Origin of the sequence: Belliella calami, assembly GCF_022549695.1 — a bacterium.
In the GTDB taxonomy this organism is placed as follows: domain Bacteria; phylum Bacteroidota; class Bacteroidia; order Cytophagales; family Cyclobacteriaceae; genus Belliella; species Belliella calami.
The window spans coordinates 40,070-53,937 of the sequence record NZ_JAKZGS010000006.1 but is presented as its reverse complement, the minus strand read 5'-3'; the positions used below and the strand labels follow the sequence as shown (position 1 = coordinate 53,937).

Below are 13,868 nucleotides of genomic sequence, written 5' to 3'. Positions count from 1 at the left end.
GTTTTAAACCGGGTTTTTACTAATAAGATCGGAGACTACAAGGATTATAAAGAGTCGATAAAACCTTTTACTTCCTCTTTCGTTTTTCCAGTTTTTTTCTGAATCTTTCCAAGGACTTCATCAGATTTACCTTCTGCGTAAATCAAATCATCATCGGTTAATTCGCCATATTTTTGTTTGAGTTTACCTTTAATCTCATTCCAATTGCCTTTCATTTTATCTTCTAAAGCGCTCATAGTTAAATAATTTAGTTGGTTAGTAATTTATTTAAAAGTATTATTTCACAATCCGTACCATTTCATATGGAATATTGAAAATCGTTTCAATTTGACCAAAAATGAAGGTTTTTATTTATAATCTCATCTGTACTACATTTTAATGCAGTAGCTATGTGGATTTAAGACCATGTATTGGGGAAATGGTTTCCAAAAAATGATTAAAAATAGGTTTTTCAAAATCTTTTGCAATAGAATTGTATTAAATATAACATTCATAATTTTTAATTTAAATATTACAACATTAGTTGTCTATAATGGGGTAGGTATTCCTATGAATGTGGAATTTTCTCACCGATTGGCTCACTGAAAAATTTTGCGGGTATTTTATGTGTATTGTGCTTAGTGTATTGATAATCAGATTTTTACATGTTATTTGTATCCCTTGATTTGAAAATTATTTTATTGGAATCAGGTTTGTTATTGTTTGAAGAAAAAGAAACAATATTAAACAAAACAATACTTAATTATGGAACGTACTAAAGCAATTTTATTAGGAATGGGAATGGGTTTATTCCTGGTAGTTTCTTGTGAACCTAAAGGTAATACAGAGGAACAAACTGAAAGTATCAAAAATCTAGAAAGTTTTGTGGACAGTGTTGAAACTGCAGTAGAAAGAGAAGCCAATCACAATTGGGCAACGCTAGACCGTAGGTACACGCAATTGGTAAGTAATGTTGAGATGGCATACGCAGATGCAAGCGAGGAAGCCAAAGAGGACTGGAGAGAATTGGAAAGAGAATATGAAGAAGCTAAAGTTGAAGCCAATGACAAAACAGCAAAGTGGGAAGCGGATGCGGAAATGCATATGACCAATGTAGAAACGTGGTGGGAGCAGAATACTTCCAAAGCCGAAAAAGGAGCTAAAAGGACAGCTGCCGATATCGAAGAAGGAGCGAAAGAGAGTTGGGATTGGTTAGAGAAAAATGCCGATAAGCTAGGTAGCGATATCCAGACAAGGTACCAAAAGATCAAGCTTGATTTGCAAGACTAAATTATCACTTTTAAATTTTTATACCACAAAAAAGGTTATCCATTTATGGATAACCTTTTTTGTTAATTTTAAATACAAGCCGCAATTTTCAAGTAGCTATTTAAAATTATGATTACATTATAATTATACTATCAGTTGGACTTCATCTAGGTACTAAGAACCAGTTTACGAGTTGATTAAAATCACCCGCAATCTAGAGATATGTAAAATGTCGTGCCGACACCTTCTTTACTTTGCACTCTGATAGATCCGCCATGACTAAAAATGATGTTTTGGGTATTGGTAAGCCCAAGTCCAGAGCCTGTTGGTTTGCTGGTATAGAAAGGTTCGAATAAACGATCAAGGTTTTCCTGAGGGATTCCGGCTCCATTGTCAGAGATTTCTACGATACACTTGTTGGATTTGATGCAAGTTTTGACTTCCAAGAGACCTTTTTTACCATCCATCGCTTCTACCGCATTCACCAAGATATTCACAAAGGCGATTTTCACTTTTTCCACATCAAGGTTTACATTTCCTACATCGGGATCGAGATCTTTGATCAATTCTATGCATTTGAGATTTATTCTTCCTTCTACTTCCTCCAATGCTTCATCTACCAACTTATTCAAAGAATATCTTTCTGATTTCAGCTCAGTGAATCGCGTAGATTCCAGAAGTTCGGTAATCAATTGATTGATTCGTGAACAATTCTTTTTGATAGACTCGATCAAATCGCCACTTTCTTCTTTGACTTCTTTTGGGAGTTCATAACCAAGTTGTTCTGCAGAAAGGAGAATTGTAGTCAATGGATTCTTTACTTCATGAGCCAAGATCCTTGCAATCCTGCCTGTAGAAGAAAATCTTCTCAGGTTAAACAGTTCCTCATTTCTGATTTTAAACTCAGTGAGATCTTTGATCATGATTTGGAATAAGCCCTTGTTTGACTCATTCATCACAATACTCAGCAGGGCTACTATGTTTTGATTCTTATTGACTTTGATTTTTGCTTCAAAATCAAGTACACCAAAGTTCGAATTCAGATTGTTTTTTAGAAATGTTTTGTCCTTCTTATCCACCAAAAGATCAGTGAAATAAAGGGCATGAAAATCCGATTCCTCGGGATTGTACCCAAATTTCTGAACAAAGGAAGGATTGAAATCCATTATAAGGGAATCCTCGTTGATGAGGATGATTGGATCAGCAGATCTTTCAAAAATATTTTTGAACTTCCTTCCGGCAATTTCCAGACTCTCGTGCAATTCGGCATCTCGGATGGCATAGCGGATGGTTCTTCCGAGCATTTGGCCATCAAAAGCCCCTTTGACTAGATAATCTGCAGCACCAAACTCCATAGCTTGGTTGTCAACTTGCCCATTTTCCATGCCTGTCAAAATAATGACAGGAGCATGTTTGGATTTTCGCTTGATAAGTCCAAGTACTTCTATCCCCGATTCAGAGCCAAGTCTGTAATCTACAAGATATGCATCAAAATTTTGTGAAAGCTTTTCTTCCGCTTCTTTGAAGTTCTTGGCATGAGTAAGTTCAAAATTTATCATTTTATAGCTCCTGAGCATCATTTCAATTAAGAAAAAATCCTCAGGATCATCATCTACAAATAATACTGTTTTCTTACTGTCTTTCATTGGCATCGGTAATAGTTTAATTTGGTTATCCGCGATGATACCAGGAGTTGAATTTTCCAATAAAATCATGCGGATAATCGTAACTAGATATTAGTCGATTAGTAAATAGTGCGTGGGTTGATTAAAATATTTCTAGCTTAAAACTTAGTTGGGTAACAAAACTGTTTTCCCCCAATAAGTCTGTAACTCTTTGCCAACTGACAGTAACCCATCAAAAGTGCCAGGTTTGGTGATATAGCTATTGGTTCCACTCGTATAGGTGGCTTTGATATCATCCTCAAGTTGAGAGGTTGTAAATATAATTACAGGGATTGTTTTGAAATTCTCGTCAGATTTGATTTCAACCAAAGCTTCTCTACCGTCTTTCTTTGGCATATTCAAATCCAATAGAATAAGGTTGGGAACAGGGTATTTGTTTTGGTCTTGGTACTTTCCTTCTCTTCGTAGATATGATAATAGGATTTCCCCATTTTCAACACAAATTAGATTGGCTTTGTCAAAAGATTCTTTGAAAGCTTTGGTAATTAGAAGTCTGTCATCAATGTCATCTTCAGCTACCAATATGTTCATTATTTTTTCATTTTTCATTTGTGTTGGGGTCTTAAACTGTTCGTCTGTGACGAAGTTAATTAAAATTTTCCTTAATTAAGCTTATTATAAATTTTAACTTTAAATTATAATATTAAATGGATTGTATTTTAACTTAAAAAATTTATCTTTTGCAGGTAAGTTTTACTACAAAGCTTATTTTTGATAATCTGGGAAAATCATGTGAAAAGTTGCCCCTTCACCCTCAATTGACTCTGCATAAATAATTCCACCCATTTTCTCAAATATTTTTTTACATATTGCCAATCCTATTCCGGTCCCTTCATAGATATCTTTACCAAATAAACGTTGGAATATGATGAAGATTTTTTCTGCATATTCGGGGTTGAAACCAATACCATTATCACTAATTGTCAAATGGAAGTAGTCAATTTCCATGTCAGGTTCATTGATTTTTGTTTTTATCAAAGCTTCATCTGCAACTTTGGAGCTTATTAGAATATGAGGTGGAGTGTCTTTTTTTGCGAACTTGATGGCATTGCTGATTAGATTTTGGAATACTGTCCTCCAGTCAATATATGTCCCGAGTATTTTGGGGAGTTGATCTATTTCTATGACAGCTTTTTTTTCTTTGACTATTACATATAGGTCATCGACGACTTCATTTACTACTTCTTCCAAATCCAAGATGACCTCTTCTTCTTTCTGTCTTCCTGCACGGCTATATTCCAAAAGGTCTGTGATTAATTTCCGCATTCTGTTGGCTGCAAAAGCTATTCTGTCAAGATAAAGCTTTCCATCACCTTCCAAGTCTTCGCTGTACTGTTCTTGGAGTAAGTCATTGAAGGAAGTGATTTTTCTCAATGGTTCTTGGAGATCATGTGAAGCTACATAGGCAAATTGCTCCAGTTCTTTGTTTGTGATGTTCAATTGGCTGACTTGATTTTCCAGCTGTTCCTTGTAATCAGCCAGTTGCCTTGAGGATTCTTCCTGTTCTTTTTTGTAAGCATAGAATGCTTTGAAACTGATGATTACTGCAAGGATTGATATTCCTGTGACGGCCAATACTATGAATGTGAGGATATTGAGGTTATTTAATAGCCCCCTTTCTTTTTGGTTGAACGATGCTTGCTGTTCATCCAAAATAAGGTGATTTAAACCTTTGATTCTTTGTCCAAACTTCAAGAAGTTTTTGTATCGATTTTCTCTTACATTTTGGAGGAAACTGTCATAATCCAAATTTTCCCTGTGGGATTTTTCAAAAACCTCATTTCGCTCTTTGATACTGCTTTCAAGACTGTTTAGCAAGTCAGTATTATAGCCAAGAGAATTGTTGAATTCCCTAAGCGTATCCAGTTTTTTTGAAATATTTCCTTGTATCATATTGATACTATCCAAAAAGATCGAGTCATAAGTAGTCGCATAACTTAGGATAGCGATTTCATTTTCCAAAGACATGATGTGTATGTCATTGGTGTAGTCCACCATTTGGCTCGTTAAGCTATTCGCATTGTTGAGGTGCTTGACTCTAAAGATAGTGTAAAGAGAAATAGCACCACTTATAATGATGAGTATCAGGGTAAGGATTGAAAATGATTTGATTTTGGACATGTCGGGCTTTTTATTTCAGTTTTTGGTACGCGTTTCGGGGTTCTTTTTCCCCGTAATCTCAGTGATTAAACTCATCTTGTACAGAAAATGCACCATTTGACGTCACAATGCACTAAATCCTATTAAGGCACAAAGTTTGGAAATATTTATTTAAAATATTATTTAAATTTAAAATATTAAAAAAATGGGAAATCTATTGTACATAATCGCGGTAATTTTAATAATCGGATGGATCTTTGGTGCGTTCGTTTACAGTGTAGGTGGTTTGATCCACATCTTATTGGTATTAGCCGTTATCTCAATATTGTTTAGAATAATTTCAGGACGAAGGGTGTAATATCTTTTGTGCTAAATAAAAACTGAACACTGACAACCAAAATTTAGTATATAAGCCAAAAGACAATAGCTTTGTCTTTTGGTTTATGTTTAATATACTATCATAACTGGTCAAAAATTCTTCAAACAGGGATTTACAAGGGGATTTCAATATCATAGAGAAAATGGGAAAAAGAAGCGTTTTGATTATAGATGATGAAGTAGGGATTTTGAATTTGTTATCCCGGTTTTTGAAAAGAAAAGGATTTGAAGTGCATACTGCGGTAAATTTGACAGACGGTAAGTCCCAACTGCAAAATATAGCCCCAGATTTCTTATTTTTAGATGTTAATCTCCCTGATGGAAATGGGCTAGACTCTTTGCCAAACCTCAAAAGCATTCAGCCTGAGTTAAATGTGATCATGATGAGTGCTTTTGACCAGAAGATAATGAGAGACGAAGCGAAATCAAAAGGTGCATTGGCTTTTTTGAGTAAGCCTTTTTCCTTTGATGAAATTGACTTGTTGATTAATTGAAAAAAATCACCCGCATTATACTATGGCCAACATATTAGTAATAGACGATAATCTTGATATTTGTAACCTCCTCAAGAGGTTTTTGACCACTAAAGGTCACCAAGTAGAAACTACCCTAAGCGGTAAAAATGGTATTGAACTAGTGAAATCACAAAGCTTTGATTTGATCCTATGCGATTTCAAATTAAGGGATATAGAAGGGCCTGATATTCTACAAGAAGTAAAAAAAATCTCACCAGAAACAAAATTGGCTATCATTACTGGCTATTCGGATGTCCGTGTGGCTGTAGAAGTAATGAAAAAAGGAGCGTTTGATTATGTGGTCAAACCTTTGATTCCAGATGAAATTTTAAGTCTTATTGACAGGGCCATGAATACGCCAACTTTAATTCCAGTGACGGAAGAGAATTTGGAAAAGAAAAAGCTTAAAACCTCTGAAACCCCACAGTTAGATACTGATGAATATATTTGGGGTAAAGGAGAGGCTTCAAAAAGCCTGCTAAAGGAAGTTAGTTTGGTTGCACCTACGAATTTCAGCGTGATCATTTACGGAGAAAGTGGAGCGGGAAAGGAAAATATTGCTAGAACTATACACAATTTGAGCGAGAGAAAAGACAAACCTTTCGTTCCGATAGATTGTGGTGCACTTACTAGGGATTTGGCTGGAAGTGAATTGTGGGGTCATGAAAAAGGCGCATTTACAGGTGCACAGACTGCAAAGCAGGGACAATTCGAAATTGCTGATGGCGGTACGATATTTTTGGATGAAATAGCCAACCTTTCTTACGATATCCAAATAGGTTTGCTGAGATTGGTACAAGAAAAGAAGCTTAGAAGAATAGGAGGGGTCAACGACAAAACAATTGATGTTCGAATTATCGTGGCATCAAATGAAAACCTTAAAGATTCTGTCAGCAAAGGAAAATTTAGAGAAGATCTATTCTACAGGTTCAATGAATTCACAATCAATGTTCCTGCATTGCGCGAGAGGGGAAAAGACATCATGCTCTTTGCAGAGCATTTTTTGAGTGCTGCAAATATAGAGTTGAAAAAAGATGTGAAAGGTTTTTCAAAAGAAGTCAGTGAGTTGTTTATGAAATATGAATGGCCTGGCAACTTGAGGGAAATGAGAAATATTATCAGAAGATCCCTTCTCTTGACAGATGGAGACAATGTAGAAATCAGTGCAATTCCACATGAAATTGTACATGCCAATAAGTTTAATTTTCAAGGTGAACCATCACAAAATCCTTCTAATTCATCCCAACCGATTGTTCAGAAACAAGAGGAATTGGTCGATCTAAAAGAGATCGCAGCACAAGCCGAAGCAGATGCAATCAAAAAAGCACTTTTGGAAAATAACTATAACAAGACAAAAGTAGCAAAGCAATTGGGGATAGATAGAAAAACGCTCTTCAACAAAATCAAGCTTCACAATATCTAGCAGATTGGGTAAATAATATCTTCAAGTGCATAGATGGTATGTCCACGATGGCTTACGAACTCGATAACTTCTTTCGGCTCAAAATCCATTGAAAATTCTATTCTGAGGATCTTATCACAATCTTCCAAATCAAAATTTACTTTCAAACCAGGGAATTTCCCCTCGATTTCATTCAGGATTTTACTTGCCACAGTAGAATCCTGAATATTCGTACAAAAAACTTCTACCATTTTTTCTTTTTTTGAAGATTAAAGCGTCATTACAAAATTATCAATAGAAAAGTTTAACTTTAATATGCAATCACGACATTTTCTGAGGTTGATTGCGACATTGATAAACGTGAATTTTGTATTATGAAACATGTTTCCATCCTACTTTTAAACCATGTCAACTTGGGGAGCATGGAAAATGCCCGGCATGGCCTACTTGAAGCAAACGAATATTTGAGAATGAAAGGGAAACCTGAGGTATTCAAAGTAGAATTGGTTGGAGTAGAGCCGGAAGTAAAGCTCAATAACGGCCTATATACCATCAAACCTGACAAAACCATCGACCAAGTTTCAAAAACGGACCTGATAATCATTCCTCCGGTACAATTTGATTTGCAAGAGGGAATCATCGCAAATCAAGGTTTTTTTGATTGGATCAGCCGCCAATACACAGGAGGTTCTGAAGTGGTTTCTTTATGTTTGGGAGCATTTATTTTGGGAAGCACGGGTTTGTTGAATGGAAAAAAATGTGTGACCCACTGGAAAGCGACAGATCAATTCAGGAAATTATTTCCAAAAACAGACTTGGCACCAGATAGCCTGATGACAGATGATGATGGGATATATACTGGTGGGGGAGCATTTTCTTCAGCAAATTTGATATTGTATCTGATAGAGAAATTTATAGATAGGGAAGCGGCTATCTACTGTTCGAAGATATTTCAAATAGATATGGGTAGAAATTCCCAATCTGAGTTTATCATTTTCACAGGTCAAAAAGATCATGCTGATAAAGCGGTGAAAGATATTCAAGTCTATGTTGAGAAGAATTTTCAGGAAAAGATCAATGTGGATGAATTGTGTAGCAAATTCAATATGGTCCGACGGACTATGGAGAGAAGGTTCAAACAAGCCACAAGCAATACATTGGTTGAGTATATCCAAAGAGTGAGGGTAGAGGCAGCCAAACGGGACTTGGAAAAAACCAGAAAAACCGTCAGCGAAGTCATGTATGATGTTGGCTATGCAGATTCCAAATCATTTAGAGATGTTTTCAAAAAATATTCGGGTATCTCACCGGTGGACTATCGATACAAGTATGGGGTTTTGGAAAGGTAGGAAAGTGCTTTTGATAAAGTAGGAATTTAATGGTGATTTGATGAAAAAGCAAATATTCGCACATGAACTTATTGGTTGACTATTTGTGTATAACAATTTGACAAATTATATTTGACAAATTATGTCAAGAAAATTACTTCTATGGAGACTGTTGGTCAAAAAATAAGAGCGAAAAGAGAAAGTATGGGCTTGCTGCTTAGGCAAGTGGCATCTTATCTTAATATTGATCAAGCTATTTTAAGCAAAATAGAGAGAAATGAGCGGAAGACTAACAAGGACATTATTTTAAAACTTGCGGAAGTCCTTGAGTTTGATAAAGAAGATTTATTGGTTCAATTTATCAGTGAAAAAATTGCTTATGAAATAGCAAATGAAGATTGTGCGGACAAAGTGTTAAAAGCAGCTGAACAGAAAGTAAAGTACTTGAAGTCAAATCTTGTGAAAATCTAAACTATGCGAACTGATAACAATGGAATAGAAATAAACTTGGTAGAAGAACCACAGCTGGATATTTTATATTCCCCAAAAACTTTTTTAAAAGTATCAAAGGGTGAAAAGAAAGAAACGTTAAATGTTTTATCACTCTTTTCAGGTTGTGGAGGAATGGATTTGGGTTTTGAAGGTGGCTTCTCAGTTTTACAGAGTTCAATTAATGAAAATTTAACACCTCATTTTATTGAGAAGAGTTTAAAAAATGGCTTTGTTCAACTAAAAAAGACTAGGTTTCAAACTGTCTTTGCTAATGATATTTTATCAGATGCAAGGAATGCTTGGGTCAATTTTTTTTCGAAACGAGGGCATAGTGCCGAAGGGTTTTATCAAGAAAGTATCGTTGATCTAGTTAAGATGTATCAAAATGGGGTTAATGTTTTTCCAAAAAATGTTGATGTAGTTACTGGAGGTTTTCCCTGCCAAGATTTTAGCATTGCAGGTAAAAGAAAAGGATTTTATTCACATAAAAGTCATAGTGGCGAACTGATAAATGATAAAACAGCTTCAGTAGAAACTCGTGGGCAGTTATACATGTGGATGAAAGAGGTGATTGGGATTACACAGCCAAAGATCTTCATCGCTGAGAATGTGAAAGGGCTTGTTAACTTGGGGGATGTAAAGTCAATTATTCAAAGTGATTTTTCTTCTGCAAACGGAAACGGTTATATTGTTCTAGATCCTCAAGTTTTGCATTCTGCAGACTTTGGTGTCCCTCAATCAAGAGAAAGAGTTATTTTTATCGGGATAAAAAAATCGGCTTTAAATAAGAAAACACTTTTCGAAATTGAAAATGGAAAATTATCAGAACTTTATAATCCTTATCCAAGCCCTACACATGCGTTTAAAGCTGAGGGTGAAAATCTCAAACAGTATGTTCAGCTTAAGGAGGTGTTTAAGCATTTAGAAGAGCCAGAAGAAGCAAAGGACTTGTCCCAACGACATTATTCAAAGGCAAAATTTATGGGTAGGCATTGCCAAGGACAAACGGAAATAAAACTATCTGGTATTGCTCCAACCATTAGGTCTGAACATCATGGAAACATCGAGTTCCGAAGACTATCAAAAGAAAATGGAGGTAAAATTAATATTGAATTGAATAAAGGGTTAGTTGAAAGAAGGCTAACTGTGAGAGAGTGTGCATTAATCCAAACATTTCCTCCTGATTATGATTTTGTTATCGAAAAGAAAAATGGACGAAAAGGTTCCTTTCTAGTAAGTCCTTCCCAAGCTTATAAAATTATTGGAAATGCTGTTCCACCACTATTGGCGTACAATATAGCCAAGAGATTAGAGGATATTTGGGATTTGTATTTTAAAGAATAACTATGATAGTTTCAGTTAACTCAGACCCAGATAGAAAGGAATTTGATTTGTTGCTTCAATCAACAATTTCAGAACTTAACCTTCACGCAAAAAAATCAACCGAAAAAGTAGCGACCCTTATAGGAAGGCAGTTAGAACCTTATGTAAAGGATTTAATGACCGAAATAGCAATTGGAACGCCATTTGAAAATTCAATAGAGTTAATTGGAGGCCAAAAATTCCCTGATATAATTGCTAAAAATTATTATGGTATAGAGGTGAAAACCACAACCCAAAACCATTGGAGAACGACTGGGAATAGTGTTTTGGAAGGAACAAGAGTTGAAAATATAGAAAGAATTTTCATGCTTTTTGCTAAGCTTGCAAGTCCTATAGAGTTTCGATGTAGACCTTATGAAGATGTTTTGTCGGAAGTTGTTGTGACACATTCTCCACGTTATTTGATTGATATGAATTTGGAAGTTGGTAAAACTATTTTTGATAAGATTGAAGTGCCTTATGATATTTTAAGAAAAAAGGATAATCCAATAAGACCGATAGTTGAATATTATAAAAGCAAGTTAAAACCTGGGGAAGAACTTTGGTGGATGGATGCTGATGGCAATAGTAAACCAAGTAATATTGTGATAAGAATTTGGAACAATCTGTCTCTAAAGGAAAAACAAGAACTTAAAAATCGAGCAATGGCTTATTTTCCAGAACTTTTTAGTAACAAAAGCGACAAATTTGGACGCTTTGCTATTTGGCTTGTAACCCGAGAAGCTGTTGTTTGTCCAAATGTTCGAGACTTGTTTACAGCGGGCGGGAAAGGAAGTTTAAAGATAAATGACAATTATTATGAAAAGGTACCAAGAATATTTTTGAATTTGTTGGAAAATGTTCAGTCTATTTCATCAGAAGTTATGCAGACTTCTGAAATCGAACTTTCAGATTACTGGGGTTTTAAAACAACAGAAGATACCAAAATATTTGATTGGATAAATTTGGTGAGTCATCACTCATTAAAAATGGATGACTCAAAACACTTAAATATTAGGCAAATACTTTCTTATTTAATTTTAAAGTGATGAACATAAGGTTTAATGATTGTTAGCCAAATAAAATAAAAATCAGATTTTTTTCCAAAGGCTAAAAAAATTTGTCGCAATTCCCCTTTTTTCTGTCGTTTTCAACATGATATAACGGTTTTTATATTTTATAAATTTGTATTGTATTATTTAGAATTTGATTATCCGAAATTACACCATAAGGTAAATAAAACAATTGGATCAAGCGGATAATCGTCGAAGGATGACAGTCGACAGCAGCTGAATTCAAAGTTTGTACCTAATTAAAAATGGGTATTGGTTTGAAAGCGGATATTCATAATTTAGAATTTAAACACTTAGACCCAATGCAGACCTTAATTAATATCAGTTCAAAAGTCTATGCACCAATGTTCCAAGTTTGGAGGGCATGGACACTGCCTATCCACATAGTCAATTGGAATTTTGCAAGTGATACTTGGCACTGCCCAAGTGCAGAAATTGATCTTGTCCCAGGAGGCAAGTTCAATTACAAGATGGCAGCCAAAGACGGATCCATGGAGTTTGATTTTCATGGGATATTCGATGAAATCAACGAAAGTGAATCTATTGCATATACCCTTGGAGATACTAGGAAAGTATGGGTGAATTTCGAACAGCATGAAGATCATGTATTAGTGACAGAGAAGTTTGAAGCCGAACAAGAAAACTCTTCTGAAATGCAGAAAAATGGCTGGCAGGCTATTCTGAACAACTTCAAAAGTTATACAGAAAGTCTGACTAAAATGGAGCTGTTAAATTTTCAGATAAATATAAATGCAGCAGTCGAAAAAGTATATGATACTATGCTTGCTGATGAAACATACAGGAAATGGACTTCAGCATTTCATCCAAGTTCATTTTACAGAGGGAAATGGGAAGAAGGCGAGAAAATGATTTTTCTTGGACTCGATGAGAAGGGTAATGAAGGAGGTATGGTATCAAGGATCAAAAAGTTAATCCCCAACGAAATAGTAAGTATTGAGCATTACGGTATTTTCGATAAAGGGAAAGAAATATTAGATGGTCCTGAAGTAATTGGCTGGATTGGAGCTATAGAAGAATATCAATTCGAAAGTCAAAATAATCAAACGACATTAAAAGTGAAGCTTGATTCCAATTTGGAGCATAAGGAATACTTTGAAGAAGCTTGGCCCAAAGCATTGGAAATTTTAAAATCTTTATATGAACAATAAATACCGGAAAAATGGCAACAGTTAGCACTTATCTCAATTTCGCTAGGGAAACCGAAGCAGCATTCAATTTTTACAAGGCAGTATTTGGTACAGATTTCATAGAGGGGATACACAGATATGGTGATATGCCTCCATCCGATGAATTTCCCCCTGCTTCAGAAGAGGACAAAAATCTTATCATGAACATGACCCTTCCAATAGTGGGAGGACATCTTTTGATGGGTTCTGATTGCCCTTCATCTATGGGGATGATTGTAAATATTGGTAACAATTCCCATATCAGCTTACATTTGGATAGTAAAGAAGAAGTTCAAAAATACTTCAATTCACTTGCCGAAGATGGAAAAATCACCATGGAGCTTCAAGACATGTTTTGGGGGGATTACTTCGGTAGTTGTACGGATAAATTTGGGATTCAGTGGATGTTTCATTGTCCCTCATGAAAGTAAATAAAACTTAGTAGTATAGGAAAAATATGGCGTCTGACAGGCAAAGCAACCAAAAAGCATCAAAAATGCATTGAAGTAAAGCCCTTTCAGATTTTAATCTAAGTCTTACCAAAAGACATTTTTCCTGGAGCTCAAAGCACTTCTCTGAAAGAACCAATTTTTTTTGGGTAATATATCAAAAACACACCACTATTTATTCAATGGAAAGCATAGAGCAAATCAATTATATCAAGGCTGCTTCACTTATAGTTTACGAAGCAATTACCAAAGAAGAAGGATTAGCCACTGTCTGGACTAAAAAATTGAAGGTAAAACAAGAAGTAGGTTTTGTCAATGAATTTGACTTCGACGAAGGTTACCTGACTAAAATGAAAATCACCGAATTGGAAGAGGGTAAAAAAGTGGTTTGGGAATGTATTGATTCGGATGAGGAATGGATAGGGACTTTTGTTTCTTTCGAAATTTCCCAAGAACAGAGCAATACTAAAATTGTGCTTAAACACTACAATTGGAAGGAGAAGACAGACTATTTTCGTTGGTGTGGATACAATTGGGCCATGTTTTTAAAACGTCTAAAAGATCATTGTGAAAACGAATTTGCAGATCAAAAAATTTAAAAAATAAGATTACCCCCAACATGATGGTTTGCTTACTTCATTACTGGCAA

At 35.2% G+C, this 13,868-nt stretch carries 16 protein-coding genes; 11 read left to right on the top strand and 5 right to left on the bottom strand.

Features of this window, described 5'->3' with window-relative positions; translation table 11 throughout:
* Nucleotides 1–44 precede the first annotated feature (44 nt).
* Nucleotides 45–236: a CsbD family protein gene (locus MM236_RS09300; RefSeq protein ID WP_241274699.1), complete on the bottom strand. Its 192-nt coding sequence runs from the start codon at nucleotides 234–236 to the stop codon at nucleotides 45–47.
* Nucleotides 237–744: 508 nt separating this feature from the next.
* On the opposite strand from MM236_RS09300, the gene MM236_RS09295 reads away from it, so the two are divergent.
* The gene (locus MM236_RS09295; RefSeq protein WP_241274698.1) at nucleotides 745–1,269 is read left to right on the top strand and encodes a hypothetical protein; all 525 of its coding nucleotides are present in this window, start codon (nucleotides 745–747) and stop codon (nucleotides 1,267–1,269) included.
* Between the two features lie 182 nt (nucleotides 1,270–1,451).
* On the opposite strand, the gene MM236_RS09290 is transcribed toward MM236_RS09295, so the two are convergent.
* From MM236_RS09290 to MM236_RS09280, 3 genes are all read right to left on the bottom strand, one after another.
* On the bottom strand, nucleotides 1,452–2,894 hold the full coding sequence (locus MM236_RS09290) for a hybrid sensor histidine kinase/response regulator (protein ID WP_241274697.1): 1,443 nt from the start codon (nucleotides 2,892–2,894) through the stop codon (nucleotides 1,452–1,454).
* Between the two features lie 144 nt (nucleotides 2,895–3,038).
* On the bottom strand, nucleotides 3,039–3,482 hold the full coding sequence (locus MM236_RS09285; RefSeq protein ID WP_241274696.1) for a response regulator: 444 nt from the start codon (nucleotides 3,480–3,482) through the stop codon (nucleotides 3,039–3,041).
* A gap of 156 nt (nucleotides 3,483–3,638) precedes the next feature.
* On the bottom strand, nucleotides 3,639–5,054 hold the full coding sequence (locus tag MM236_RS09280; protein WP_241274695.1) for a sensor histidine kinase: 1,416 nt from the start codon (nucleotides 5,052–5,054) through the stop codon (nucleotides 3,639–3,641).
* 184 nt (nucleotides 5,055–5,238) lie between these two features.
* On the opposite strand from MM236_RS09280, the gene MM236_RS09275 reads away from it, so the two are divergent.
* The 3 genes from MM236_RS09275 to MM236_RS09265 all read left to right on the top strand — a co-directional run bounded on the left by MM236_RS09275 (nucleotide 5,239) and on the right by MM236_RS09265 (nucleotide 7,349).
* Nucleotides 5,239–5,391, top strand: coding sequence for a lmo0937 family membrane protein (locus tag MM236_RS09275; RefSeq protein ID WP_241274694.1), 153 nt, complete (start codon nucleotides 5,239–5,241; stop codon nucleotides 5,389–5,391).
* A gap of 163 nt (nucleotides 5,392–5,554) precedes the next feature.
* Complete coding sequence (locus MM236_RS09270) at nucleotides 5,555–5,905, top strand: response regulator (protein WP_241274693.1); 351 nt, start codon at nucleotides 5,555–5,557, stop codon at nucleotides 5,903–5,905.
* A 22-nt stretch (nucleotides 5,906–5,927) separates the two neighbouring features.
* A complete protein-coding gene (locus tag MM236_RS09265; protein ID WP_241274692.1) occupies nucleotides 5,928–7,349 on the top strand; it encodes a sigma-54-dependent transcriptional regulator in 1,422 nt (473 codons plus the stop codon).
* On the opposite strand, the gene MM236_RS09260 is transcribed toward MM236_RS09265, so the two are convergent.
* Complete coding sequence (locus MM236_RS09260; RefSeq protein ID WP_241274691.1) at nucleotides 7,346–7,579, bottom strand: hypothetical protein; 234 nt, start codon at nucleotides 7,577–7,579, stop codon at nucleotides 7,346–7,348. The two genes, MM236_RS09265 and MM236_RS09260, sit on opposite strands and share 4 nt — an antisense overlap.
* Before the next feature lie 123 nt (nucleotides 7,580–7,702).
* On the opposite strand from MM236_RS09260, the gene MM236_RS09255 reads away from it, so the two are divergent.
* The 7 genes from MM236_RS09255 to MM236_RS09225 all read left to right on the top strand — a co-directional run bounded on the left by MM236_RS09255 (nucleotide 7,703) and on the right by MM236_RS09225 (nucleotide 13,818).
* Nucleotides 7,703–8,677: a GlxA family transcriptional regulator gene (locus tag MM236_RS09255; RefSeq protein WP_241274690.1), complete on the top strand. Its 975-nt coding sequence runs from the start codon at nucleotides 7,703–7,705 to the stop codon at nucleotides 8,675–8,677.
* A gap of 141 nt (nucleotides 8,678–8,818) precedes the next feature.
* Nucleotides 8,819–9,127 (top strand): helix-turn-helix domain-containing protein, encoded by a 309-nt coding sequence (locus MM236_RS09250; protein ID WP_241274689.1) that lies wholly within the window; start codon nucleotides 8,819–8,821, stop codon nucleotides 9,125–9,127.
* A gap of 36 nt (nucleotides 9,128–9,163) precedes the next feature.
* Nucleotides 9,164–10,492, top strand: a complete 1,329-nt coding sequence (locus MM236_RS09245) for a DNA cytosine methyltransferase (RefSeq protein WP_241274688.1) — start codon at nucleotides 9,164–9,166, stop codon at nucleotides 10,490–10,492.
* A gap of 2 nt (nucleotides 10,493–10,494) precedes the next feature.
* Nucleotides 10,495–11,559: a hypothetical protein gene (locus tag MM236_RS09240; RefSeq protein WP_241274687.1), complete on the top strand. Its 1,065-nt coding sequence runs from the start codon at nucleotides 10,495–10,497 to the stop codon at nucleotides 11,557–11,559.
* Between the two features lie 326 nt (nucleotides 11,560–11,885).
* Entirely contained in the window at nucleotides 11,886–12,752 is an 867-nt protein-coding gene (locus tag MM236_RS09235; protein ID WP_241274686.1) for an SRPBCC family protein, read from the top strand.
* Between the two features lie 11 nt (nucleotides 12,753–12,763).
* Nucleotides 12,764–13,195, top strand: a complete 432-nt coding sequence (locus MM236_RS09230; RefSeq protein ID WP_241274685.1) for a VOC family protein — start codon at nucleotides 12,764–12,766, stop codon at nucleotides 13,193–13,195.
* A 206-nt stretch (nucleotides 13,196–13,401) separates the two neighbouring features.
* Nucleotides 13,402–13,818 (top strand): SRPBCC family protein, encoded by a 417-nt coding sequence (locus MM236_RS09225; protein WP_241274684.1) that lies wholly within the window; start codon nucleotides 13,402–13,404, stop codon nucleotides 13,816–13,818.
* The last annotated feature ends 50 nt before the right edge of the window (nucleotides 13,819–13,868 follow it).

Excerpts from the sequence above, each read along its gene's own strand:
- MM236_RS09300 (WP_241274699.1), bottom strand. The coding sequence starts at position 236 with ATGAGCGCTTTAGAAGATAAAATGAAAGGCAATTGGAATGAGATTAAA.
- MM236_RS09285 (WP_241274696.1), bottom strand. The coding sequence starts at position 3,482 with ATGAAAAATGAAAAAATAATGAACATATTGGTAGCTGAAGATGACATT.
- MM236_RS09295 (WP_241274698.1), top strand. The coding sequence starts at position 745 with ATGGAACGTACTAAAGCAATTTTATTAGGAATGGGAATGGGTTTATTC.
- MM236_RS09280 (WP_241274695.1), bottom strand. The coding sequence starts at position 5,054 with ATGTCCAAAATCAAATCATTTTCAATCCTTACCCTGATACTCATCATT.
- MM236_RS09255 (WP_241274690.1), top strand. The coding sequence starts at position 7,703 with ATGAAACATGTTTCCATCCTACTTTTAAACCATGTCAACTTGGGGAGC.
- MM236_RS09230 (WP_241274685.1), top strand. The coding sequence starts at position 12,764 with ATGGCAACAGTTAGCACTTATCTCAATTTCGCTAGGGAAACCGAAGCA.
- MM236_RS09290 (WP_241274697.1), bottom strand. The coding sequence starts at position 2,894 with ATGAAAGACAGTAAGAAAACAGTATTATTTGTAGATGATGATCCTGAG.
- MM236_RS09235 (WP_241274686.1), top strand. The coding sequence starts at position 11,886 with ATGCAGACCTTAATTAATATCAGTTCAAAAGTCTATGCACCAATGTTC.
- MM236_RS09260 (WP_241274691.1), bottom strand. The coding sequence starts at position 7,579 with ATGGTAGAAGTTTTTTGTACGAATATTCAGGATTCTACTGTGGCAAGT.
- MM236_RS09250 (WP_241274689.1), top strand. The coding sequence starts at position 8,819 with ATGGAGACTGTTGGTCAAAAAATAAGAGCGAAAAGAGAAAGTATGGGC.
- MM236_RS09265 (WP_241274692.1), top strand. The coding sequence starts at position 5,928 with ATGGCCAACATATTAGTAATAGACGATAATCTTGATATTTGTAACCTC.
- MM236_RS09275 (WP_241274694.1), top strand. The coding sequence starts at position 5,239 with ATGGGAAATCTATTGTACATAATCGCGGTAATTTTAATAATCGGATGG.
- MM236_RS09270 (WP_241274693.1), top strand. The coding sequence starts at position 5,555 with ATGGGAAAAAGAAGCGTTTTGATTATAGATGATGAAGTAGGGATTTTG.
- MM236_RS09225 (WP_241274684.1), top strand. The coding sequence starts at position 13,402 with ATGGAAAGCATAGAGCAAATCAATTATATCAAGGCTGCTTCACTTATA.
- MM236_RS09240 (WP_241274687.1), top strand. The coding sequence starts at position 10,495 with ATGATAGTTTCAGTTAACTCAGACCCAGATAGAAAGGAATTTGATTTG.